Origin of the sequence: Scandinavium lactucae, from assembly GCF_033843265.1 — a bacterium.
GTDB lineage: Bacteria > Pseudomonadota > Gammaproteobacteria > Enterobacterales > Enterobacteriaceae > Scandinavium > Scandinavium lactucae.
Genome location: NZ_JAWXRD010000027.1, coordinates 38,162 through 60,609, shown reverse-complemented (window position 1 = coordinate 60,609; position 22,448 = coordinate 38,162). Strand labels below are relative to the sequence as shown.

The window sequence follows — 22,448 nt, the reverse complement described above, 5'->3', positions numbered from 1 at the left end:
ATTTTAGTCGGCAAGAGTGCCACATTGTCGACGGCCCGTCATCAGTTTGGCTGGTACAACGTCCCCCGCACTGACATAATTACTGTCCAGATTTACAGGGGGTAGTGTGACGGACGATTTTGCAACAGACGGGCAATTAGCCCAGGCGATACCCGGGTTCAAACCCCGCGAACCGCAGCGTCACATGGCGCACGCGGTGGCGAAAGCCATCGAGGAAACGCGGCCACTGGTGGTGGAAGCGGGAACCGGTACGGGCAAAACGTACGCCTACCTCGCTCCTGCGCTGCGGGCGAAGAAAAAGGTCATCATCTCTACGGGGTCAAAAGCGTTACAAGATCAGCTTTATAGCCGTGATCTGCCAACTGTCGCCACCGCGCTGAAATTCACCGGTAGGCTGGCACTGCTCAAGGGCCGCTCCAACTACCTTTGCCTTGAGCGTCTCGAACAGCAGGCGCTTGCCGGAGGCGACCTGCCGGTCCAGACACTCAGCGACGTTATCATTTTGCGCAGCTGGGCCAATCAGACCACCGACGGCGATATCAGCACCTGTGTAAGCGTGGCAGAAGATTCCCAAGCCTGGCCGCTGGTCACCAGCACCAATGACAACTGTCTCGGCAGCGATTGCCCGCTGTACAAAGATTGCTTCGTGGTCAAGGCGCGTAAAAAAGCGATGGATGCCGATGTGGTGGTGGTCAACCATCACCTGTTTCTCGCCGACATGGTGGTGAAAGAGGGCGGTTTCGGGGAGTTAATCCCGGAAGCAGAAGTGATGATTTTTGATGAAGCCCATCAACTCCCCGATATCGCCAGCCAGTATTTCGGCCAGTCGCTCTCCAGCCGTCAATTACTCGATATGGCGAAAGACATCACCATCGCCTATCGCACCGAATTGAAGGACACCCAGCAGTTACAGAAATGCGCTGACCGACTGGCGCAAGCGACGCAGGATTTCCGCTTGCAGCTTGGCGAGCCGGGCTATCGTGGCAACCTGCGCGAACTGCTGGCCGACAGCGGCATTCAGCGGGCGCTGTTGTTGCTCGATGATGCACTGGAGTTGTGTTACGACGTGGCGAAACTCTCACTTGGCCGTTCGGCCTTGCTGGACGCGGCATTTGAACGCGCAACCTTATACCGCGCGCGTCTCAAGCGTCTGAAAGAGATTAATCAGCCGGGGTTCAGCTACTGGTATGAATGCACCTCGCGTAACTTTACCCTCGCGCTAACTCCGCTCACAGTGGCCGATAAATTCAAAGAAGTGATGGCGCAGAAAAAGGGCAGCTGGATTTTTACCTCCGCGACGCTGTCGGTGAATGACGATTTGCACCACTTTACCGAGCGGTTGGGCATCAGTGAGGCGGAATCGCTGCTGTTGCCGAGCCCGTTTGATTACGCTACACAGGCGCTATTGTGTGTGCCGCGTAATCTGCCGCTGCCCAACCAGCCGGGCGGGGCGCGTCAGCTGGCGACGATGCTGCGCCCGATGATTGAAGCCAATAATGGCCGCTGTTTTATGCTCTGCACCTCGCACGCGATGATGCGTGACCTGGCGGAACAGTTCCGTGCAATGCTCGACCTGCCGGTGCTGTTACAGGGCGAAACCAGCAAAGGTCAGCTGTTGCAGCAGTTCGTCAGCGCCGGGAATGCGTTGTTGGTGGCGACCAGCAGTTTCTGGGAAGGGGTGGACGTGCGCGGGGATGCGCTATCCCTGGTTATCATCGACAAACTGCCATTCACTTCGCCGGAAGATCCGCTCCTGAAAGCGCGCATGGAAGATTGCCGACTGCGCGGGGGCGATCCCTTTGATGACGTCCAGCTCCCGGATGCGGTTATCACCCTCAAGCAAGGCGTGGGTCGATTGATCCGCGACGTTGACGATCGCGGCGTGCTGGTGATTTGCGATAACCGACTGGTGATGCGTCCGTACGGCGCGGTGTTCTTATCAAGCCTGCCGCCGACCCCGCGCACCCGTGATATCAGCCGGGCCGTGCGTTTCCTTGCCCGTCTCGAAGTGGGTAATTCAGGGTGAACTGTGTTAATATGCGCGCCATTTTGTTGACCCGCTATTGCGAGAGCGCGACATCCTATGCGAATTCTGGCTATTGATACCGCCACAGAAGCCTGTTCTGCGGCTATGTGGAATGACGGTGCCACCACGGCTCACTTCGAGCTTTGTCCCCGCGAACACACCCAACGTATTCTGCCCCTGGTGCAGGATATCCTTACCGAAACGGGCATCACGCTGACGGAACTCGACGCGCTGGCCTTTGGCCGTGGGCCGGGCAGCTTTACCGGCGTGCGTATCGGGATTGGTATTGCGCAGGGCCTGGCGCTGGGCGCAGATCTGCCGATGATTGGCGTGTCGACCCTGGCGACCATGGCGCAGGGCGCATGGCGTAAAACCGGCGCGACGCGCGTGCTGGCAGCCATTGATGCGCGGATGGGAGAAGTCTATTGGGCTGAATACCAGCGTGATGAGCAGGGCATTTGGCACGGTGAAGAAACGGAAGCGGTGCTGAAGCCTGAGGCCGTTACTGCCCGGTTGCAGCAGCTCGATGGCGAATGGGCAACCGTTGGCACCGGCTGGGCTGCCTGGCCAGACATGGCCCATGACACACCCGTCACGTTGGTCGACGGTGAGATGCTGCTGCCTGCGGCGGAAGATATGCTGCCCCTGGCCTGCCAGCTGTTGGCTGACCACAAAACCGTTGCCGTCGAACACGCCGAACCCGTTTATTTACGTAACAACGTGGCATGGAAGAAACTTCCGGGCCGGGAATGAATCTTAGTTAATATAACTGAGAATAAAGGAGTTACATCATGGTGAGTCGCAAACAGGTAGTGCGTGGCTTATTGGCTGGAATGGTCATTGCCGTCCTGAGTGGATGCGTCACCGTCCCGGATGCCATCAAAGGCACCAGCCCAACGCCGCAGCAGGATCTAGTTCGGGTCATGTCTGCTCCACAACTGTATGTCGGTCAGGAAGCCCGCTTTGGCGGGAAAGTGGTGAACGTCCTCAACGTTCAGGGTAAAACCCGGCTGGAAATTGCCACCGTGCCGCTGGATGACGGTGCCCGCCCGACGCTCGGCGAACCGTCCCGCGGTCGGGTGTACGCTGACGTGAATGGCTTCCTCGATCCGGTTGATTTTCGTAATCAGCTGGTCACCGTGGTCGGGCCGATTACCGGTACTGCGAAAGGCAAAATTGGCGACACGGCTTACACCTATCTGGTGATGCAGGCCAATGGTTATAAGCGCTGGCGGGTAGTGCAGCAGGTGATGATGCCGCCGGAACCGATTGACCCGTATTGGGGTTGGGCAGGGCCACGCCCTTGGCGTTATGGCTACGGCTATGGCGGCTGGTATAACCCTGGCCCGGCACAGGTGCAGACTATCGTTACCGAATAATGTCATCTTTTACATCATTTAAGAGACAGCGGCTGGTCCGCTGTTTCTTTTTTTCGGGATGGAGTCCCGAGAGTCATAAAAATAAATAGTGACGCGCTTCGCAACCTTAAATTCGTATAATTAATAAACTGGTACGATAAGTTAATATGTTGTTAATAACTTGTTTATTGGCAGGGGTTGTGATGACGACGAATTCTCATTTCAGAGGTGATGCATTGAAAAAGGTTTGGCTTAACCGCTATCCCGCCGATGTTCCGGCGGAGATTGATCCTGACCGTTATCAATCCCTGGTAGATCTGTTCGAACAGGCGACAACCCGCTACGCTGACCAGCCTGCGTTTATTAATATGGGCGAAGTGATGACCTTCCGTAAGCTTGAAGAGCGCAGCCGCGCCTTTGCCGCTTACCTTCAGGAAGGCCTGGTCTTGAAAAAAGGCGACCGGGTGGCGCTGATGATGCCCAATCTGCTGCAATATCCGGTGGCGCTGTTTGGTATTTTGCGCGCCGGGATGATTGTGGTAAACGTCAATCCACTGTATACCCCGCGCGAACTGGAACACCAGTTAAACGACAGCGGTGCCAGCGCAATTGTGATTGTCTCCAACTTTGCGCACACCCTTGAAAAAGTTGTCGAGAAAACGCAGGTCCGGCATGTGATCCTCACCCGCATGGGCGATCAGCTTTCCACTGCCAAAGGCACGCTGGTTAATTTCGTCGTTAAATACATTAAGCGTCTGGTGCCGAAATATCATCTGCCGGACGCTATCTCATTCCGTAGCGCGTTGCAGCAGGGCTACCGGATGCAGTACATCAAACCGGAAGTTGTCTCCGAAGACCTGGCTTTCCTGCAATACACCGGGGGCACCACGGGCGTAGCCAAAGGCGCGATGCTGACGCACCGCAACATGCTGGCCAACCTGGCACAGGTGCATGCCACCTATGGGCCACTGTTCCAGCCGGGCAGAGAGCTGGTGGTGACCGCACTGCCGCTGTATCACATTTTCGCCCTGACCATGAACTGCCTGCTGTTTATTGAGCTGGGCGGGCAGAACCTGTTGATTACCAACCCGCGCGACATTCCGGGGCTGGTCAAAGAACTGGCCAAATATCCGTTCACCGCCATGACCGGGGTGAACACCTTGTTCAATGCCTTGCTGAACAATAAAGATTTCCAGCAGCTCGATTTCTCCACCATGCGTCTGTCGGCGGGCGGCGGAATGCCGGTTCAGCAGGCGGTGGCCGAGCGTTGGGTCAAACTCACCGGGCGCTATCTCCTCGAAGGCTATGGTCTGACCGAATGCGCGCCGCTGGTCAGCGTCAATCCGCACGATATCGACTATCACAGCGGCAGCATTGGCCTGCCGGTGCCATCAACTGAAGTGAAGCTGGTCGATGATGAGAATAACGAAGTTGCACCGGGTGAGCCGGGCGAGCTGTGCGTCAAAGGCCCACAGGTGATGCTGGGTTACTGGCAGCGCCCGGATGCCACCGACGAAATTATCAAAAACGGCTGGCTGCATACCGGGGATATCGCGGTGATGGACGAAGAGGGCTTCATGCGCATCGTCGATCGCAAAAAGGACATGATTCTGGTCTCCGGGTTTAACGTTTATCCGAACGAAATTGAAGACGTGGTGATGCAGCATTCCGGGGTTCACGAAGTGGCTGCGGTCGGCGTACCGTCGGGCAGCAGCGGCGAAGCGGTAAAAATCTTCGTGGTCAAGAAAGACGCGTCGTTGACCGAGGAAGCACTGATAACCTTCTGTCGTCGTCATCTGACCGGTTACAAGGTGCCGAAGCTGGTTGAGTTCCGTACCGAGTTGCCGAAATCCAATGTCGGAAAGATTTTGCGACGAGAACTACGTGACGAAGCGCGCGCTAAAGTAGACAATAAAGCCTGAACTACGCGTGAGTCGCCTTCAGACGCCGGTTAAGCCGGCGTTTTTTATGGGCGCAAACCATAGAGAATACAGATTGAATTATCAGATGATCACCGAGGACGCTGCGCTGAAAGCCGCCTGTGACCAGGCCCGCAACGTACCTGCCATTGCGCTGGACACCGAATTTGTCCGCACCCGTACCTATTACCCGCAGTTGGGTCTGATTCAGATGTTTGATGGCGAAACGGTGGTGCTGATTGACCCGCTGACCATCACCGACTGGCGGCCTTTCAAAGCGCTGATGCTCGACAAAAATGTCACCAAATATTTGCATGCCGGTAGCGAAGATCTCGAAGTCTTTTTGAATGCCTTTGGCGAATTGCCGGAGCCGCTGATTGACACCCAAATTCTCGCCGCGTTCTGCGGCCGCCCGATGTCCTGGGGCTTTGCGGCGATGGTAGAGGAATACACCGGTATTGCGCTGGATAAAAGTGAATCCCGCACCGACTGGCTGGCTCGTCCGCTGACTGAGCGTCAGTGTGATTACGCGGCGGCTGACGTCTGGTATCTGCTGCCGATCGCCAAAAAGCTGCTGGCGGAAACCGACACCAGCGGTTGGCTGCCTGCGGCGCTCGATGAGTGTCGTCTGATGCAGCAGCGCCGCCAGGAAGTGGTTGATCCGGCGGAAGCCTGGCGTGACATCACCAACGCCTGGCAGCTGCGTACGCGCCAGCTGGCGTGTCTGAAACTGCTGGCCGACTGGCGTCTGCGTAAAGCACGCGAACGCAATATGGCGGTGAATTTCGTGGTGCGGGAAGAGCATCTCTGGAGCGTGGCGCGCTACATGCCTGGCAGCATGGGTGAACTCGATAGCCTGGGCTTGTCCGGGAGTGAAATTCGTTTCCACGGCAAAACGCTGGTGAGTCTGGTTGAGAAAGCCAAAGAATTACCGGAAGAGGCGCTGCCTGAGCCGCTGCTGAACCTGATAGACATGCCGGGCTATCGCACGCTGTTCAAAGAGATTAAAGCGCTGGTGCAGGATGTCAGCAAAGAGAAGGGCGTCAGCGTGGAGCTGATGGCCTCTCGTCGCCAAATTAATCAACTGCTGAACTGGTACTGGCAGCTTAAACCGCAGAGCGGTTTGCCGGAGCTGATTGCGGGCTGGCGCGGTGAGATGATGGGTGAAAGCCTGAAGGCGCTGCTGGCGAAATATCCACGCAGCTAATACGGCAGCACAATAAAAAACCCCGGAATTCCGGGGTTTTTTGTCTTAGCGCATCGTGATTACGACTTCGATTCTTCCGCTTCGGGGAGCGTCACGTTGAGCTCAAGGATGGAGATATCCCCATCTTTTTGCTCCAGCTGAACGGTCACCATTTCGGGATCGATCTGAATGTATTTGCAGATAACTTCAAGAATATCCTTCCTGAGCTGCGGCAAATAATGCGGTTCAGCGTCACTACGACGACGCTCCGCGACGATAATCTGTAAACGTTCTTTCGCGATGTTGGCGGTGTTCTTTTTTCGTGAGAGAAAAAAGTCGAGTAATGCCATAACTTATCCTCCGAACAGGCGTTTGAGGAAACCTTTCTTCTCTTCTTCAATGAAGCGGAAAGGACGTTCTTCTCCCAGTAGACGATCTACCGTGTCGGCGTAGGCTTTGCCCGCGTCCGCTTCGGCATCCAGAATAACCGGCTCACCCTGGTTAGAGGCGCGCAGCACTGACTGATCTTCAGGGATCACGCCAACCAGTTTGATGCGCAGAATTTCCAGCACATCTTCCATGCTAAGCATATCGCCTCTGCTGACGCGGCCCGGGTTGTAGCGGGTCAGCAAAAGATGTTCTTTAATCGGATCTTCACCTTTCTCTGCGCGACGGGATTTCGACGCCAGGATGCCGAGGATACGGTCGGAGTCGCGAACAGAAGAAACTTCCGGGTTGGTGGTGATCACCGCTTCGTCAGCGAAGTACAGTGCCATCAGCGCACCGGTTTCGATCCCGGCCGGGGAGTCACAGACGATGAAGTCGAATTCCATCTTCTTCAGCTCTTCCAGGACTTTCTCAACGCCTTCGTAGGTCAGGGCGTCTTTATCGCGGGTTTGCGATGCGGGGAGAATATAGAGGTTTTCGGTACGTTTATCTTTAATCAGCGCCTGGTTCAGCGTGGCATCGCCCTGAATCACGTTGACGAAATCATAAACCACACGGCGTTCGCAGCCCATGATCAAGTCGAGGTTACGCAGGCCGATATCGAAATCGATTACGACAGTTTTCTTTCCCTTCTGGGCCAAACCTGTAGCGATGGCCGCGCTGGAGGTGGTCTTGCCAACGCCCCCTTTACCCGAAGTCACAACAATAATGCGTGCCATAAAAATTCCTTGTTAAAAAGGGATTAGTTTAACGGTTCAATTGTCAAAGCCGCTTCGTCCAGACGCAGACGGACCGCTTTGCCATAATAATCGGCGGTGATGTTTTCACTCAGCCAGTATTCCCCTGCGATAGACACCAGTTCTGCCGCAAGGTGGGTACAAAATATTTGTGCTTCCCTGTCACCGCTTGCGCCCGCCAGCGCACGTCCACGCATCATGCCATAGATATGAATGTTACCGTCGGCGATAAGTTCAGCGCCGGCACTGACATGACTTGTGACAATCAGATCACAGTTTGGTGCATAAATGCGCTGACCGGAACGAACCGGTGTATCAATCAATCGCGTTTTTGTGACCGGGGTAACAATTGGGGCGGGAGCAGGGGCTTCAACAGGGGTAACTCGCTGAACTTTTTCTTTCCCTTCAGTGAGTAAGGGAATGCCCGCGCGCTCAATCTCGGCTTTTAATTCGGGATTTTTGCAGCCGCTGACGCCCATAATGCGTAAACCGGTCGCACTAATGACTTGTTGAAGCGGTTTCCACTGCGTGATGTCAGCCAGACTGCTGATATTCACAACAACAGGGGCGTGTCGCAGAAAAGCGGGAGCCTGGGCGATTTTGTCTTCTAACGCCTGACGAATAACCTCGGGTTTTGCCTCGTGCAAATGAACCACTGATAACGTGAAGCTACTGCCTTTAAGTTCGATTGGCGTATTTGACATCCTGGCCTTACTCAATTTCAATTTATCGGCCGCACAGCTGCGGTGATATTCCGAAGACTACAGGGCATGTTATAGTCACTAATATAGAGTGGCAAGTCGCCACAGGCTAATTCAGAGTAAAAGTCATGTTTTGTGTGATCTACAAAAGTACCAGGCGCGATCAAACTTACCTTTATGTCGAAAAAAAAGACGATTTCTCCCGCGTTCCGGAAGAATTAATGAAGAGCTTTGGTCAGCCGCAGCTTGCAATGATTCTGCCCCTGGATGGGCGTAAGCAATTGGCCAATGCCTCACTGGATAAGGTCAAACAAGCCTTAACTGAACAAGGCTATTATCTGCAAATGCCGCCTCCACCGGAAAATTTACTCAAGCAACATCTCCAGGAGAGCGGTAAAAAATAACGCAACGACAGGAGCTGGCATGTATCAACATCATAACTGGCAGGGTGCGCTACTGGATTACCCGGTCAGTAAAGTGGTTTGTGTAGGCAGTAATTACGCGAAACATATTCAGGAAATGGGCAGCGCGACGCCGGAAGAACCGGTGCTGTTTATTAAACCTGAAACGGCGCTGTGCGACATTCGCCAGCCGCTGGTGTTACCGGAAGGGCTCGGCGCAGTACATCATGAAGTTGAACTGGCGGTGCTGATTGGCGGTACGTTGCGCCATGCCAGCGAAGAACACGTGCTCAAGGCGATTGCCGGTTATGGTGTAGCGCTGGATCTCACCCTGCGTGAGCTCCAGGGCAAATTGAAGAAAGCCGGGCAGCCGTGGGAAAAAGCAAAAGGGTTTGATAATTCCTGCCCGATTTCTGGTTTCATTCCGGTGAGCGATTTCCAGGGTGACCCGCAAAACACGCCGCTCAGCCTGAAGGTCAATGGCGACGTGCGACAGCTAGGGAATACCGCCGACATGATCCACAAGATTGTGCCGCTGATTGCCTACATGAGCCGATTCTTCACCCTGAAAAGCGGGGACGTTATCCTGACCGGTACGCCGGAGGGCGTAGGCCCGCTGAGCAGCGGCGACGAACTGGACGTTAACTTCAACGGTCATTCTCTCACGACCCGCGTGCTGTAAGCATCGATTGCCGCCCCTGTCGGGCGGCAAAACTTGCATCCCTCTGCCAGACTGGTTATAAGGTGCACCCTGGTTTTCAATGGCGGATATTCCCTATGAGCGACACACCCTTCTGGCAAAGCAAAACTCTCGAACAGATGACCGACGTTGAGTGGGAGTCTTTGTGCGACGGCTGCGGTCAATGCTGCCTGCACAAGCTGATGGATGAAGACAGCGATGAAATCTACTTCACCAACGTTGCCTGTCGCCAGCTGAATATCAAAACCTGCCAGTGCCGCAACTACGAGCGCCGCTTTGAGTATGAGGCCGATTGCATCAAGCTGACCCGCGACAATCTGCCTACCTTTGAATGGCTGCCGCATACCTGCGCTTATCGTCTGCTGGCAGAGGGTAAGCCGTTGCCGACATGGCATCCGCTGTTGACCGGTTCTAAAGCGGCGATGCACGGCGAGCGCATTTCGGTGCGTCATATTGCGGTGCCGGAATCGGACGTACGTGACTGGGAAGACCATATTCTGAATCACCCAAATCGCGGTTAACTGTCCGCAAATGAAAACGCCACCCGCAGAAATGCCGGTGGCGTTGTTGTTCCTGCCCCTGACCGCTGCCGCGATGTTTTCATCATGATCGTTATGGCTATTGAAGCCGCGCTTTGCCCCGGTCTGGAATCCATTTCGGTTTCCGGCTGGCCTTTTTGGGTGACGATGATGAAGCCTTACGAATCAGCATAACGGGGGAGTGTTAGATAAAAAAACGCTCCCGAAGGAGCGTTTAGTGGTGTGCCGTTTGCTTTTATCGTCCAAACAGGTCACGTTTTTTCGGTTTGAACGCCTGGGCAATCAACACCAGTAAACCGACAATCAGGAAGGCGGCGAAAATGCCTACCAGCCACTGCGGCATTTCCAGTGTCAGGAATTGCCACTGACGTTCGGCACAGTCACCTGACGCCACAAACACCTGCGGCAGCCACTTATCCAATGGCAGCCAGTTTGGGAAGCGGGCGGCAAAATCGCAGGTCTGGAACGGGGATGGATGCAGCTGGATCATGGTGTGTTCCCACGCCAGCTGAACGCCGCGCCAGGCGCTGTAAAGCCAAATCAGGATGGCCGCATAACGCAATGGCGTTTTTGGTGCAATGGCACCGACAATACCCGCGCCCATAATCCCGAACAGCGCACAGCGCTCGTAAATACACATAACGCACGGCTTGAGCAGCATCACGTGCTGGAACCACAGCGCGACCATTTCGAGTGCAAAGGCCACTAACGCCATCAACAACCACGCTCCGCGACCGCGTGAGCACTGGTTTAAAAATCGCAACATAATCATTTCCCTGGAACATGCTAGACACCGCAGTTTAAACGAATTCATTTCCCGCGCCACCAGGCGTCGCAAAAATATTACGTAACGGTTGATTAATTCGCCCGGAAAAGAGTCCGGGCGTCAATCAGAGCAGGTTTAATGTGCCGGGATACCCGTGCTGACCAGCCAGCCGTTGGCCGTCATCCATTCGGTATAGGGGATCAGCGTAAACTCGACGCACAGCAGGCCGACAATGGTCAGCACAATGGTATAAGGCAGCGCCATCCACACCATTCGGCCATACGAGAGGCGTATCAGCGGGGCGAGGGCAGAGGTGAGCAGGAACAGGAACGCAGCCTGACCGTTAGGTGTCGCCACCGAGGGCAGGTTAGTACCGGTATTGATTGCCACCGCCAGCATCTCGAACTGCTGCAAGGAAATTGCCCCATGTTCCAGCGCCGCTTTGGCCTCATTGATATACACCGTACCGACAAATACATTGTCAGAAATGGATGAGAGTAGGCCGTTGAACAAATAGAACAGCGATAGCTGCGCGTGCGGCGAGGCCTGTAACACGAAGTCGATAATCGGCCCGAACAGCGCCTGATCGATGATAACCGCCACCACCGCGAAAAACACCGTCAGCAGGGCAGTAAACGGTAGCGCTTCGGTAAAGGCTTTGCCAATCGCATGTTCATCTGTCACGCCGGTCAGGGAGGTCGCAAGGATGATAACCGTCAGGCCAATCAGTCCCACTTCCGCCAGGTGCAGCGCCAGCGCCAGCACTAGCCAGACGCCGATAATGCCCTGCACCACCAGCTTCAGCGTTTCCTGGCGGGTACGCTGTTCGCGGCTCTTGTTATCGAAGTCTTTCAGCACATCGCGCACGCCCGGGGGCAGTTCGCCGCCATAGCCAAACAGCTTAAATTTCTCGACCAGCAGACAGGTCAGCATCCCGCACACAAACACCGGCAGGGTAACCGGCAGCATACGCATGAAAAATTCGCCAAAATGCCAGCCTGCGGCTTTGGCGATGATCAGGTTTTGCGGCTCGCCCACCATGGTCATCACCCCGCCGAGCGCGGTTCCGACCCCGGCGTGCATCATCAGGCTGCGCAGGAAGGCGCGGAACTGTTCCAGTACGTCTTTGTTATGCACCTCAATATGGCTGTCGTCGAGCATATCGTTATCGCCTGGCCGCGACGAGGCCACACGATGATAGATCCCGTAGAAACCGACCGCGACGCTGATGATAACGGCAACCACCGTGAGCGCATCCAGGAAGGCGGATAAAAACGCAGCGGCGAGACAGAAGGCCGCGGACAGCAGCATCTTACTCTGGATGGTCAGCAGCAGGCGGGTGAAGATGAACAGCAGCAGCTGCTTCATGAAATAGATACCTGCGACCATAAACATCAGCAACAGCAGCACTTCGAGGTTGTTAGCAATTTCTTCGCGCACATGCTCGGCGCTGGTCATCCCAATCATCACCCCTTCAATAGCCAACAGGCCGCCGGGGAGCAGGGGATAGCATTTCAGCGCCATTGCCAGGGTGAAGATAAATTCCGCCACCAGCATCCAGCCAGCGATAAACGGATTGACGTAAAAGACGACTGGGTTAATGACTAAAAAGACAATCAGCGTCAGTTTGTACCAGTCGGGTGACTGGCCCAGAAAGTTGCGCCACAACGCGCGAGAGGTTGATATTTCCACGACAGATTTCCGATCCCGTCAAAAGTAAGCAGTTTCCTGAGAAGAGTAAGGAAGTATCGGTCCTGAGGCCGCGACAAGCAAGCAAAGCCGCCGCGACTAAATGCGTAAACTTAAACGGCGATCCCTTTTTAATTGCGGCGATGCGCTATCTGCCCCTGACTGGCTCTGGTATGATGAGTTCAATATTTGCAACGCTGTGTAATGGAAATCTCACTATGGTCATTAAGGCGCAGAGCCCGGCGGGTTTCGCGGAAGAGTACATCATTGAAAGTATCTGGAATAACCGCTTTCCCCCTGGCACTATCCTGCCCGCAGAGCGTGAGCTTTCTGAACTGATCGGCGTCACTCGTACCACCTTACGCGAAGTGTTACAACGTCTGGCGCGTGACGGCTGGCTGACGATTCAGCACGGTAAACCGACCAAAGTGAATAACTTCTGGGAAACCTCAGGCCTCAACATTCTTGAAACCCTGGCGCGTCTCGATCACGACCGTGTCCCCCAGCTGATCGACAATCTGCTCTCCGTGCGTACCAACATCGCGACCATCTTCATTCGTACCGCGTTCCGTCAGCATCCTGAAGATGCGTTGGCCGTGTTGGCCACCGCGCGCGAAGTGGAAGATCACGCCGACGCCTTCGCCGAGCTTGATTACAGCATTTTCCGCGGCTTGGCTTTTGCCTCCGGCAATCCGATTTATGGCCTGATCCTCAACGGCATGAAAGGGCTGTATACCCGCATCGGTCGTCACTACTTTGCTAACCCGGAAGCACGCAGCCTGGCGCTGGGCTTCTACCATCAGCTGGCGAAAATTTGCGAGCAGGGCGAGCACGAGCAGGTGTACGAAACCGTTCGTCGTTACGGTCACGATTCCGGCCTCATCTGGCATAAAATGCAGAAAACGCTGCCGGGTGATTTGGCCATTCACGGTCGTTAATCATTCGCCACACCAGACAGTAATAAGCCGCTCAGTGAGCGGCTTTATTTATTGGATTTACAGCAGATTTTGTCGCGGCGGGCAGCGCTCCAACAGCTCGACGCTGCCGTCGGCATTCTGTTGCTCAAGATGTACGTCAAAGCCCCACAGACGATGCACGTGTTTGAGCACTTCCCGACGGCCCATATCCAGCGGGGCGCGGTTGTGCGGCACATAGCGTAACGTCAGGGAGCGATCGCCGCGCAGATCCACGTTCCAGACCTGAATATTCGGTTCAAGGTTGCTGAGATTGTACTGCGACGACAGCCGGTTGCGGATCTCCCGATACCCTTCCTCGTTGTGGATAGCCGAAATCTCGAGGAAGTTATTGTGATCGTCATCGAGCACCGTGAACAGGCGGAAATCACGCATCACCTTTGGCGACAGGAACTGGCTGATAAAGCTCTCATCCTTAAAGTCGCGCATCGCGAAGTGCAGGGTCTCGAGCCAGTCGGAGCCCGCGATATCCGGGAACCAGTATTTGTCTTCTTCGGTCGGTGACTGACAGATGCGTTTAATGTCCTGGAACATCGCAAAGCCCAGCGCATACGGGTTAATACCGCTGTACCACGGGCTGTTATACGGCGGCTGGAACACCACGTTGGTATGGCTGTGCAGAAACTCCAGCATAAAGCGCTCGGTCACTTTACCTTCATCGTACAGATGATTGAGGATGGTGTAGTGCCAGAAGGTCGCCCAGCCCTCGTTCATCACCTGGGTCTGCTTCTGCGGATAAAAATACTGGCTGACCTTGCGCACAATACGCAGGATCTCACGCTGCCAGGACTCCAGCAGCGGGGCATTTTTTTCCATAAAATAGAGCAGATTCTCCTGCGGCTCTGACGGATAACGGCGCACTTCGGCGACGGTTTTCTCTTCCTCTTTCTTCGGCAGGGTGCGCCACAGGGTATTCACCTGGCTTTGCAGATACTCTTCCCGGCTTTTCTGCCGGGCCTTCTCTTCCTGCAACGAAATCTTCTGTGGGCGTTTGTAACGATCCACCCCGTAGTTCATCAGGGCATGACAGGAGTCGAGCAGCTTCTCCACTTCATCCACGCCATAGCGCTCTTCGCATTCGGTGATGTATTTCCGGGCGAAAATCAGGTAATCGACAATCGAGCTGGCGTCGGTCCAGCTGCGGAACAGATAGTTATTCTTGAAGAAAGAGTTATGCCCGTAGCAGGCGTGCGCCATGACCAGCGCCTGCATGGTCATGGTGTTCTCTTCCATCAGATAGGCGATACAGGGGTTGGAGTTGATAACGATTTCATACGCCAGCCCCTGCTGCCCGTGCTTATAGAGTCGCTCGGTTTCGATAAATTTTTTGCCAAACGACCAGTGGGTATAGTTAATCGGCATCCCGACGCTGGAGTAGGCGTCCATCATCTGTTCGGAGGTAATAACTTCGATTTGATGGGGATAGGTGTCGAGCCGGTACAGCTTCGCCACCCGGTCGATTTCCGCCAGATAGGTATCCAGCAGCTCGAAGGTCCAGTCGGGTCCATCGCTCAGACGTGTGGTGTCCTTATTCATGGAGTCAATCGTAGCCATTAGCGCGCCCTCATTGTTGGCGGCCCTCTCTGTCTGGAGAGCCTCAGATCAAGAATAGAACACCCCCACGTTAACGTGCGAACAGCAAATATTTTTCTTCGCGATTTCCCTGCGTCAACGGCGACGTTTTGGATTTTACACAGAATATTGTGCTGGCGAAAATAGCGCCGCAGCAGGAGATTTCAAAACCGCGCATACCTTTGTCATACGGGCATCTGTGAGGTAAGTCACCATAAAAAAAGCCTATGTTGAATAATATTTTCAGCTAGGTTATCAATATGTAATCAGAAGATTGTTCTTTTACCGATCTGGAGTCGCTATGCGAGTGGTTATCCTCGGAAGTGGGGTTGTGGGCGTGACCAGCGCCTGGTATTTACGTCAGGCAGGACACGATGTCACGGTCATCGACCGGGAGCCCGGCCCGGCGCTGGAAACCAGTGCCGCCAATGCCGGACAGATTTCTCCCGGCTATGCCGCGCCGTGGGCCGCACCGGGTGTGCCGCTCAAGGCCATTAAATGGATGTTCCAGCGCCATGCGCCGCTGGCGATAAGCCTCGATGGCACCCAGTTCCAGTTGAAATGGATGTGGCAGATGCTGCGCAACTGCGACACCCGCCACTACATGGAAAACAAAGGCCGCATGGTACGTCTGGCGGAGTACAGCCGCGACTGCCTGAAAGCGCTTCGTGACAGCACCGGCATCGAATACGAAGGCCGCCAGGGCGGTACATTGCAGCTGTTCCGCACTGAACAGCAGTTTGAAAATGCCACCCGTGACATCGCGGTGTTGCAGGATGCAGGCGTGCCGTATCAACTGCTGGAAGCCAGCCGTCTGGCAGAGGTTGAGCCAGCGCTTGTCGAAGTAGCGCACAAACTTACCGGCGGCTTGCGCTTACCGAATGACGAAACCGGCGACTGTCAGCTGTTCACCCAGCGTCTGGCGAAAATGGCCGAAGAGGCAGGGGTGGTGTTCCGCTACAACACCCCAGTCGACAAGCTGCTCAGTGAAGGTGAAAAGATTTACGGCGTGAAGTGCGGCGAGGAAGTGATTAAAGCCGATGCCTACGTGATGGCGTTTGGTTCTTATTCCACCTCAATGCTGAAAGGGATGGTCGATATTCCGGTGTATCCGTTGAAAGGCTATTCGCTGACGATCCCGGTTAAAGAGGATAACGGTGCTCCGGTTTCGACTATCCTTGATGAAACTTATAAAATTGCGATCACCCGTTTCGACGACCGTATCCGCGTCGGTGGCATGGCGGAGATCGTTGGCTTCAATACCGAGCTGCTGCGCGCCCGTCGCGAAACGCTGGAGATGGTAGTGCGGGATCTGTTCCCGCGCGGCGGTCATGTTGAGCAGGCGACGTTCTGGACCGGTCTGCGTCCGATGACACCGGACGGCACACCGATTGTCGGGCGCACGCCGTACAAAAATCTGTGGCTGAATACCGGACACGGCACGCTGGGCTGGACCATGGCCTGCGGCTCCGGACAGCTGCTGAGCGATTTGCTTTCGGGCCGCACGCCAGCCATTCCGTATGAGGATTTAGGTGTGGCCCGCTATCAGTCAGGCTATACGCCTTCGCGCCCGCAAAATTTGCATGGCGTACACAACTAAGGAGCTGTTATGTCCCGTCCCGTTGTAGCCAGCCTCGATTTGCAGGCGCTGCGGCAGAATCTTACGGTAGTGCGCTCTGCGGCCCCGGATTCTCGCGTCTGGTCGGTGGTGAAAGCCAACGCCTACGGTCACGGTATTGACCGTATCTGGAGCGCGCTGAACGACACCGACGGTTTCGCGCTATTAAACCTGGAAGAGGCCATCCTGCTGCGCGAACGCGGCTGGAAAGGACCCATTCTGATGCTGGAAGGTTTTTTCCACGCCGACGATTTACCGTTGTATGACCAGTATCGTCTCACCACCAGCGTCCACAGCAACTGGCAGCTAAAAGCGCTGCAAAATGCGAAACTGAATGCGCCGCTGGACGTCTACGTCAAAGTGAACAGCGGCATGAACCGCCTCGGTTTTACCCCGGACAAAATCCACACCGTCTGGCAACAGCTTCGCGCCATGAAAAACGTCAGCGACATGACCCTGATGTCGCACTTTGCCGATGCGGAAAACCCTGACGGAATAGCCGAGCCCATGGCGAAAATCGAGCAGGCGGCGGAAGGGCTCGACTGCCCGCGCTCGCTGTCTAACTCAGCTGCCACGCTGTGGCACCCTGAAGCGCACTTCGACTGGGTGCGGCCAGGCATTGTGCTTTATGGCGCATCGCCTTCCGGCAAATGGCAGGATATCGCCAACAGCGGCCTGAAACCGGTGATGACGCTCAGCAGTGAAATAATCGCCGTGCAGAATCTCAAGCCTGGCGATACCGTGGGCTACGGGCGGTTGTACAAAGCCCAGCAGGAACAACGGATGGGTATTGTGGCCTGTGGCTATGCGGACGGTTACCCGCGCAACGCGCCAGACGGCACGCCAGTGCTGGTGGACGGTATCCGGACCGGCGCGATAGGGCGCGTGTCGATGGATATGCTGGCGGTGGATTTAACGCCTTGCCCGCAGGCCGGGATCGGCACCCCGGTCGAACTGTGGGGCAAAGAGATTAAAATTGATGATGTCGCCAGCCGTTGCGGCACGGTCGGTTATGAATTGATGTGCGCTCTGGCACTTCGCGTGCCTGTTGTGACAGTGTAACCTGCCGGGTGGCGCAAGCTTGTCAGGCCTAAAAAACCCCTGGGCGGTAGGCCCGGGAAGCGTAACGCCACCGGGCAACAGACCCCGCTAAACCGACGTTATTCCACGTCCTCTTCAGCGACCCGGACACCCACTTTCTGCACCGAGTTGTCTTCTTTCTCAGCCACAGTCCAGATCATCCCGGCGAATTCCACCTGGTCACCGACCACCGGAGCGGCACCTAAAAGATGCTGCACGATTTCGCCCAACGACTGCTGGTTATCACGAAACTCTTCCCCGCCGTCGAGACCGTAAATCAGCGCCACATCGGCAAATTTCGCATTGGCGTCCAGAATAAAGTCACCAAAGAAGCGCTGATCCAGCGCCACCGGCGGTGACTGGCTGAACAACTTGCCAAGGGCAGGCAAATCCCGCTCGCGACCAATCACACACAGCACATCGCCCTCGTGCAGGCGGGTACTGCCGGTCGGATGCAGCAGCACGTTATCGCGGAACAGTGCCGCAATGCGGGTATCGCGCGGCAGATGTAAATCACGCAGCGCCGCGCCGACGCACCATTTATCGGCGCTCAGCTGATACACAAATTGCTCCCACGGATTCTCAGGGTGAATATCCAGCCCAACTCGGGACACCGGCCAGCCGACCGGCGGCACCACCACTTTGGCCTTTTTCGCCGCCCAGGAGAGCGAAGTGCCCTGCAACAGCAGTGATACCAGCACCACGAAGAAGGCGACGTTGAAGAACAGCCGGGCATTTTCCAGACCTGCCATCATTGGGAACACCGCGAGGATAATTGGCACCGCGCCGCGCAACCCGACCCAGCTGATAAACACCCGCTCACGCAGGTTAAAGCCACGGAACGGCAGCAGCCCGATAAATACCGACAGCGGACGAGCAAAGAAAATCATCCCGGCTGACAGCAGCAGCGCCGGAATGGCGATCGGCAGCAAATCTGACGGGGTCACCAGCAGACCAAGCACGAGGAACATGCCGATTTGTGCCAGCCAGGCCAGGCCATCAAAGTTCTGCAAAATGGCATAACGGTTGCGAATAGGGCGGTTGCCGAGCAAAAAGCCGCACAGATACACCGCCAGAATGCCACTGCCGTCGAGCGAAGTGGTGACGGCGAAAATCATAATCCCGCCGCTCAGTGCCAGCAGCGGATAGAGCCCGGCCGGGAGCGAAATACGGTTGATCATTTGCAGCAGCAAATAGCCGCCGCCGAGGCCAATCAGGATCCCAAGGCCAAATTGCTGAACGATATGCACTGCGAACATCCAGTTCAGTCCGGTCTCGTGCTGCTGGATCATCTCAATCAGGGTGATGGTAAGAAACACCGCCATCGGATCGTTACTGCCGGATTCAATCTCCAGCGTCGAGCCTACACGTTCGTTCAGGCCTTTGCCGCCAAGCAGCGAGAACACCGCTGCCGCATCGGTGGAACCGACAATTGCGCCAATCAGCAGGCCTTCAATTAAATCGAGGTGGAACAGCCAGGCCGCCATCATTCCGGTTAATCCGGAGGTGACCAGCACCCCGACGGTCGCCAGCGATAGCGCAGGCCCCAGGGCGACGCGAAACGAACTCGCCTGGGTACGCATCCCGCCATCCAGCAGAATAACCGCCAGCGCGAGGTTACTGATCATGAAGGTGAAGGGGTAATTATCAAACGGAATGCCGCCAATGCCGTCGACGCCTGCCAGCATACCGATGGCGAGGAAGATGACCAGAATCGGAATACCGAGTCGGGAAGAAAAAGAACTTAATAAAATGCTGCAGGTGACCAGCACCGAACCCAGAATAAACAGACTAATTATTGCCCCGGCATCCAACGTTCACGTACTCCCTTAATCGCGTGAATAGAGTCTAAAACGTTACCATAGAAGTCCGTGAAACGATGGATTTATCAGAGCTATGAATGCATTTTTTATTCAATGAGGGTGGGATGACCGGAAATCGACAAGGTTGTGGCTTTTTCACCGTGAACCAGACGGGCCTGCGCGCCAAGCGGCAGCGTAACCGTGCGTTGTTCGTGACCAAAGTCGAGCCCACTGATGACCGGAATTCGTAATCGCGACTGGAGATAAGCCATCATTTCCGGTAAATCGTAACCCGCGTCGTAATCATTCGGCTCCGCGCCGCTGAAGCTGCCGAGCACAATCGCCTGCTGACGCCCGAGAATCCCGGCATGGAACAGTTGCAGCAGCATACGCTCCACCCGGAACGGGTGTTCGTTGATGTCTTCCAGCACCAGAATGCCGTTGTCGATTTCCGGCAGCCACGGCGTGCCGACAAGGGAGGTTAGCATGGCCAGATTGCCGCCCCACAGCGTGCCTTTCACGTCACAGGCAGGGCCGTTGCCTTGCCATTCGACGGTGAACGCCGGGTTACGCAGCGCGCGCCAGAAATGTTCGAGGGTAAATTCGTTCAGGTTATCGGCACCGAAATTTCCCGCCAGCATCGGGCCGCTGAAGGTGATCACCCCTTTGCACAGCAGCGCCATCTGAATGGCGGTGAAATCGCTATGGCCGCAAATGAGTAGCGGATCATGACGCTGGCGGGTAGCTAACGCCTGCCAGTCAATCATGTCGAGCAAACGACTGGCCCCGTAACCACCGCGGACCGGCATCACAACCGTATTACTGCCCGCGAGCTGTGCCAACGCGTTGATGTCGCCTGCACGCTCGGCTTCATTACCGGCAAAACGCTGCTGGCGACGCGTGAGAATCGACTGATTGTTAATCGGGTGTCCGGCCGCTGTCAGGCGCTCAATCCCGCGGATGGCGGCCTGTTGGTTAATGCAATAGCCCGATGGCGCAATCAGATGAAACAGATTCATGGCAATTCCTTGCTGAGAATGAAACGGTTATCATGCCGCCTGAACATCGCGTTGTCATTAGCGCCGCACACTTCAGTGAAAAGGAAAGAAGCGTGAAATTGAGATGGTTTGTTGTTTTAGTTGTCTTGCTTGCCGGATGCAGTTCAAAACCGAAATACGATTACCGTAATCCACCTTATAACCCGACGGTGCCGGTGCAGCGTGCGATGCAATGGATGCCCATCAGCCAGAAGGCCGGGGCAGCCTGGGGGCTTGATCCTAAATTCATCACCGCCATTATCGCGGTGGAATCGGGGGGGAATCCTAACGTGGTCAGTAAATCGGGGGCGGTGGGCCTGATGCAGCTTAAACCGTCCACCGCCGGGCGGGAAGTGTACCGCTATATGGGCTGGAAGGGCGATCCGTCAGTCAGCGAGCTGAAAAACCCGGAACGTAACATCTCGATGGGCACCGCCTACTTCAGCATCCTTGAGCACGGCGTGCTGGCGGGGATTAAAGATCCGGAAGTGATGCAGTATGCGCTGGTCACCTCTTACGTCAACGGCGCGGGTGCGCTGCTGCGTACCTTCTCCTCCGATCGCAAAAAAGCGATAGAGGAGATAAACGATATGGATAAAGAGGAATTCTTCGACCACATCGTCAAAAACCACCCATCGCCACAGGCTCCGCGCTATATCTGGAAGGTGCAGAAAGCGATGGACGCTATCGACTAACTAACGCACTTTGTTTGCGCGCTCACGCGCCTCACGCTCCAGCGAGAAAATAATCCGCTGGAGCGTGCGCTCCATTGCCGGGCTGACGTTGAGAAAACGAAAGCTCAGGCGCGGGGTGCTAATTGTCTCATTCTTGCTGTCCACCACCTTGTGTTCGCTGAGCGAAAGCAGCTGCGCGTCGAAGTGGAATTTTCCCCATTCCCCCATATCGAGTTCCAACTGTGAGAACATCACCCCGGCTTTCAGAATAGCCGGTGGCGCAGACTCCATCAGCCCCCCCATTCCGCCAAGCGACAGGTCACACAGACGAAAACGAATTTCACTTTTATCAGCCAGTTTTGCCCGGCAGTAATAGATCGGGTGCAGCGGGGCGGAGATGCGGAAAAACTCACGGCGCTGAATAAACCACAGCGACGAAGGGATAGGCAGGGTGAAGGCGGGCAAATCGAGGAACTGACCATGATTCACCTTCGGTACGGTAAATTCTATTTTGGCTCCCTGGGTTTCGGCAGAAAGAGTGATATTTTCAGCACGCTGAACCGCGCGGTTCTCATACTCCTGGCTACCATAGTCGATGATCAACGCCTGAGGAGAGATGTCGAGAATGCGGCTAATAAATTGCGATGTTCCCCAGCAAACACGCAACGGGATACGATCGCGGTGCAGATCGCGAAGAACGTTTAACACTGCCAGCGGATTTTGTTTCAGGAATTGCTCATTGTAATGACTCACGCCCGGTAGCTCCTTATTTGACAGAGATTCGATCAACTATCGGCAGCGCCCTACAGAACTTAATACAAACGGGTGAAAAATTTATTTCTAATAAATATTTTCCCCCGTTGACCAACTTTTCAGGAATGTTTACCTATACTTAAGAGACGCGGGGCTTACAATAATCCTGTTTTTATTGTGGTTAATTTGTTTATTTGGAGGAGGGTTAAAATGGGTATTCTGACCTGGATTATATTCGGACTGATTGCGGGTGTTATTGCCAAACTGCTGATGCCAGGACGTGATGGCGGCGGCTTTATCCTCACCTGTATCCTGGGGATTGTCGGTGCTGTAGTGGGGGGGTGGCTGGCAACCATGTTTGGTATTGGGGACGTGTCCGGCTTTAACCTGCACAGCTTCCTGGTCGCCGTTGTAGGTGCCGTTGTGGTGCTGCTGGTGTTCCGATTGCTGCGTCGCAACGCATAATACA

Annotated in this window: 22 protein-coding genes; 13 read left to right on the top strand and 9 right to left on the bottom strand. The window is 55.3% G+C overall.

Annotated elements, in window-relative coordinates:
* The first annotated feature begins 106 nt into the window (after window positions 1-106).
* The 5 genes from yoaA to rnd all read left to right on the top strand — a co-directional run bounded on the left by yoaA (window position 107) and on the right by rnd (window position 6,510).
* The gene (gene yoaA, locus SIK69_RS08290) at window positions 107-2,026 is read left to right on the top strand and encodes a DNA repair helicase YoaA (RefSeq protein WP_319627894.1); all 1,920 of its coding nucleotides are present in this window, start codon (window positions 107-109) and stop codon (window positions 2,024-2,026) included.
* 57 nt (window positions 2,027-2,083) lie between these two features.
* Entirely contained in the window at window positions 2,084-2,779 is a 696-nt protein-coding gene (gene tsaB / locus SIK69_RS08285; protein ID WP_319627895.1) for a tRNA (adenosine(37)-N6)-threonylcarbamoyltransferase complex dimerization subunit type 1 TsaB, read from the top strand.
* A gap of 38 nt (window positions 2,780-2,817) precedes the next feature.
* Window positions 2,818-3,405, top strand: coding sequence for a Slp family lipoprotein (locus tag SIK69_RS08280; RefSeq protein WP_319627896.1), 588 nt, complete (start codon window positions 2,818-2,820; stop codon window positions 3,403-3,405).
* 215 nt (window positions 3,406-3,620) lie between these two features.
* The gene (gene fadD, locus SIK69_RS08275) at window positions 3,621-5,306 is read left to right on the top strand and encodes a long-chain-fatty-acid--CoA ligase FadD (protein ID WP_319785970.1); all 1,686 of its coding nucleotides are present in this window, start codon (window positions 3,621-3,623) and stop codon (window positions 5,304-5,306) included.
* An 85-nt stretch (window positions 5,307-5,391) separates the two neighbouring features.
* Window positions 5,392-6,510, top strand: a complete 1,119-nt coding sequence (rnd, locus tag SIK69_RS08270; protein ID WP_319785863.1) for a ribonuclease D — start codon at window positions 5,392-5,394, stop codon at window positions 6,508-6,510.
* A gap of 59 nt (window positions 6,511-6,569) precedes the next feature.
* On the opposite strand, the gene minE is transcribed toward rnd, so the two are convergent.
* From minE to minC, 3 genes are read right to left on the bottom strand one after another with little or no spacing between them, the layout of a single operon-like run.
* Window positions 6,570-6,839 (bottom strand): cell division topological specificity factor MinE, encoded by a 270-nt coding sequence (gene minE, locus SIK69_RS08265; RefSeq protein WP_097163775.1) that lies wholly within the window; start codon window positions 6,837-6,839, stop codon window positions 6,570-6,572.
* Between the two features lie 3 nt (window positions 6,840-6,842).
* Window positions 6,843-7,655, bottom strand: coding sequence for a septum site-determining protein MinD (gene minD, locus SIK69_RS08260; protein ID WP_319627898.1), 813 nt, complete (start codon window positions 7,653-7,655; stop codon window positions 6,843-6,845).
* Between the two features lie 23 nt (window positions 7,656-7,678).
* On the bottom strand, window positions 7,679-8,377 hold the full coding sequence (minC, locus tag SIK69_RS08255) for a septum site-determining protein MinC (protein ID WP_319627899.1): 699 nt from the start codon (window positions 8,375-8,377) through the stop codon (window positions 7,679-7,681).
* A gap of 125 nt (window positions 8,378-8,502) precedes the next feature.
* Between minC and SIK69_RS08250 the strand changes: the two genes are divergently transcribed.
* The 3 genes from SIK69_RS08250 (at window position 8,503) to ycgN (ending at window position 9,996) form a co-directional block, all read left to right on the top strand.
* Window positions 8,503-8,778: a YcgL domain-containing protein gene (locus tag SIK69_RS08250; RefSeq protein ID WP_319785862.1), complete on the top strand. Its 276-nt coding sequence runs from the start codon at window positions 8,503-8,505 to the stop codon at window positions 8,776-8,778.
* Window positions 8,779-8,797: 19 nt separating this feature from the next.
* A complete protein-coding gene (locus SIK69_RS08245; protein ID WP_319785861.1) occupies window positions 8,798-9,457 on the top strand; it encodes a fumarylacetoacetate hydrolase family protein in 660 nt (219 codons plus the stop codon).
* A gap of 95 nt (window positions 9,458-9,552) precedes the next feature.
* Window positions 9,553-9,996, top strand: a complete 444-nt coding sequence (ycgN, locus tag SIK69_RS08240; protein WP_319627902.1) for a cysteine cluster protein YcgN — start codon at window positions 9,553-9,555, stop codon at window positions 9,994-9,996.
* Between the two features lie 253 nt (window positions 9,997-10,249).
* Here ycgN and dsbB read toward each other — a convergent pair whose 3' ends face one another.
* Together dsbB and nhaB are read right to left on the bottom strand one after the other, a co-directional pair.
* Window positions 10,250-10,780 carry a disulfide bond formation protein DsbB gene (gene dsbB, locus SIK69_RS08235; RefSeq protein WP_319785860.1) on the bottom strand — a complete coding sequence of 177 codons (531 nt, stop codon included), beginning with the start codon at window positions 10,778-10,780 and terminating at the stop codon, window positions 10,250-10,252.
* A 135-nt stretch (window positions 10,781-10,915) separates the two neighbouring features.
* Window positions 10,916-12,472 carry a Na(+)/H(+) antiporter NhaB gene (gene nhaB / locus SIK69_RS08230; RefSeq protein ID WP_319627904.1) on the bottom strand — a complete coding sequence of 519 codons (1,557 nt, stop codon included), beginning with the start codon at window positions 12,470-12,472 and terminating at the stop codon, window positions 10,916-10,918.
* Window positions 12,473-12,687: 215 nt separating this feature from the next.
* On the opposite strand from nhaB, the gene fadR reads away from it, so the two are divergent.
* A complete protein-coding gene (gene fadR / locus SIK69_RS08225; RefSeq protein WP_319627905.1) occupies window positions 12,688-13,407 on the top strand; it encodes a fatty acid metabolism transcriptional regulator FadR in 720 nt (239 codons plus the stop codon).
* A 57-nt stretch (window positions 13,408-13,464) separates the two neighbouring features.
* Here fadR and SIK69_RS08220 read toward each other — a convergent pair whose 3' ends face one another.
* The gene (locus tag SIK69_RS08220) at window positions 13,465-14,997 is read right to left on the bottom strand and encodes a SpoVR family protein (protein ID WP_319627906.1); all 1,533 of its coding nucleotides are present in this window, start codon (window positions 14,995-14,997) and stop codon (window positions 13,465-13,467) included.
* A 319-nt stretch (window positions 14,998-15,316) separates the two neighbouring features.
* On the opposite strand from SIK69_RS08220, the gene SIK69_RS08215 reads away from it, so the two are divergent.
* A complete protein-coding gene (locus tag SIK69_RS08215) occupies window positions 15,317-16,615 on the top strand; it encodes a D-amino acid dehydrogenase (protein ID WP_319785859.1) in 1,299 nt (432 codons plus the stop codon).
* A 9-nt stretch (window positions 16,616-16,624) separates the two neighbouring features.
* Window positions 16,625-17,695 carry a catabolic alanine racemase DadX gene (dadX, locus tag SIK69_RS08210; protein WP_319785858.1) on the top strand — a complete coding sequence of 357 codons (1,071 nt, stop codon included), beginning with the start codon at window positions 16,625-16,627 and terminating at the stop codon, window positions 17,693-17,695.
* 98 nt (window positions 17,696-17,793) lie between these two features.
* Here the strand turns inward: dadX and SIK69_RS08205 are convergent, their stop codons facing one another.
* Together SIK69_RS08205 and ldcA are read right to left on the bottom strand one after the other, a co-directional pair.
* Window positions 17,794-19,527, bottom strand: coding sequence for a potassium/proton antiporter (locus SIK69_RS08205; protein WP_319627909.1), 1,734 nt, complete (start codon window positions 19,525-19,527; stop codon window positions 17,794-17,796).
* Between the two features lie 95 nt (window positions 19,528-19,622).
* Window positions 19,623-20,534 carry a muramoyltetrapeptide carboxypeptidase gene (gene ldcA / locus SIK69_RS08200; protein ID WP_319785857.1) on the bottom strand — a complete coding sequence of 304 codons (912 nt, stop codon included), beginning with the start codon at window positions 20,532-20,534 and terminating at the stop codon, window positions 19,623-19,625.
* 92 nt (window positions 20,535-20,626) lie between these two features.
* Here ldcA and emtA point away from each other — a divergent pair, with 92 nt between their 5' ends.
* The gene (gene emtA / locus SIK69_RS08195) at window positions 20,627-21,247 is read left to right on the top strand and encodes a membrane-bound lytic murein transglycosylase EmtA (protein WP_319785856.1); all 621 of its coding nucleotides are present in this window, start codon (window positions 20,627-20,629) and stop codon (window positions 21,245-21,247) included.
* Here emtA and ycgR read toward each other — a convergent pair whose 3' ends face one another.
* Window positions 21,248-21,979 carry a flagellar brake protein YcgR gene (gene ycgR, locus SIK69_RS08190; protein WP_319785855.1) on the bottom strand — a complete coding sequence of 244 codons (732 nt, stop codon included), beginning with the start codon at window positions 21,977-21,979 and terminating at the stop codon, window positions 21,248-21,250. It abuts the gene before it with no gap.
* A gap of 210 nt (window positions 21,980-22,189) precedes the next feature.
* Between ycgR and SIK69_RS08185 the strand changes: the two genes are divergently transcribed.
* Entirely contained in the window at window positions 22,190-22,444 is a 255-nt protein-coding gene (locus tag SIK69_RS08185) for a GlsB/YeaQ/YmgE family stress response membrane protein (RefSeq protein WP_319627913.1), read from the top strand.
* The last annotated feature ends 4 nt before the right edge of the window (window positions 22,445-22,448 follow it).

Excerpts from the sequence above, each read along its gene's own strand:
- tsaB (WP_319627895.1), top strand. The coding sequence starts at position 2,084 with ATGCGAATTCTGGCTATTGATACCGCCACAGAAGCCTGTTCTGCGGCT.
- SIK69_RS08280 (WP_319627896.1), top strand. The coding sequence starts at position 2,818 with ATGGTGAGTCGCAAACAGGTAGTGCGTGGCTTATTGGCTGGAATGGTC.
- rnd (WP_319785863.1), top strand. The coding sequence starts at position 5,392 with ATGATCACCGAGGACGCTGCGCTGAAAGCCGCCTGTGACCAGGCCCGC.
- minE (WP_097163775.1), bottom strand. The coding sequence starts at position 6,839 with ATGGCATTACTCGACTTTTTTCTCTCACGAAAAAAGAACACCGCCAAC.
- minD (WP_319627898.1), bottom strand. The coding sequence starts at position 7,655 with ATGGCACGCATTATTGTTGTGACTTCGGGTAAAGGGGGCGTTGGCAAG.
- minC (WP_319627899.1), bottom strand. The coding sequence starts at position 8,377 with ATGTCAAATACGCCAATCGAACTTAAAGGCAGTAGCTTCACGTTATCA.
- SIK69_RS08250 (WP_319785862.1), top strand. The coding sequence starts at position 8,503 with ATGTTTTGTGTGATCTACAAAAGTACCAGGCGCGATCAAACTTACCTT.
- SIK69_RS08245 (WP_319785861.1), top strand. The coding sequence starts at position 8,798 with ATGTATCAACATCATAACTGGCAGGGTGCGCTACTGGATTACCCGGTC.
- ycgN (WP_319627902.1), top strand. The coding sequence starts at position 9,553 with ATGAGCGACACACCCTTCTGGCAAAGCAAAACTCTCGAACAGATGACC.
- dsbB (WP_319785860.1), bottom strand. The coding sequence starts at position 10,780 with ATGTTGCGATTTTTAAACCAGTGCTCACGCGGTCGCGGAGCGTGGTTG.
- fadR (WP_319627905.1), top strand. The coding sequence starts at position 12,688 with ATGGTCATTAAGGCGCAGAGCCCGGCGGGTTTCGCGGAAGAGTACATC.
- SIK69_RS08220 (WP_319627906.1), bottom strand. The coding sequence starts at position 14,997 with ATGGCTACGATTGACTCCATGAATAAGGACACCACACGTCTGAGCGAT.
- SIK69_RS08215 (WP_319785859.1), top strand. The coding sequence starts at position 15,317 with ATGCGAGTGGTTATCCTCGGAAGTGGGGTTGTGGGCGTGACCAGCGCC.
- dadX (WP_319785858.1), top strand. The coding sequence starts at position 16,625 with ATGTCCCGTCCCGTTGTAGCCAGCCTCGATTTGCAGGCGCTGCGGCAG.
- ldcA (WP_319785857.1), bottom strand. The coding sequence starts at position 20,534 with ATGAATCTGTTTCATCTGATTGCGCCATCGGGCTATTGCATTAACCAA.
- SIK69_RS08185 (WP_319627913.1), top strand. The coding sequence starts at position 22,190 with ATGGGTATTCTGACCTGGATTATATTCGGACTGATTGCGGGTGTTATT.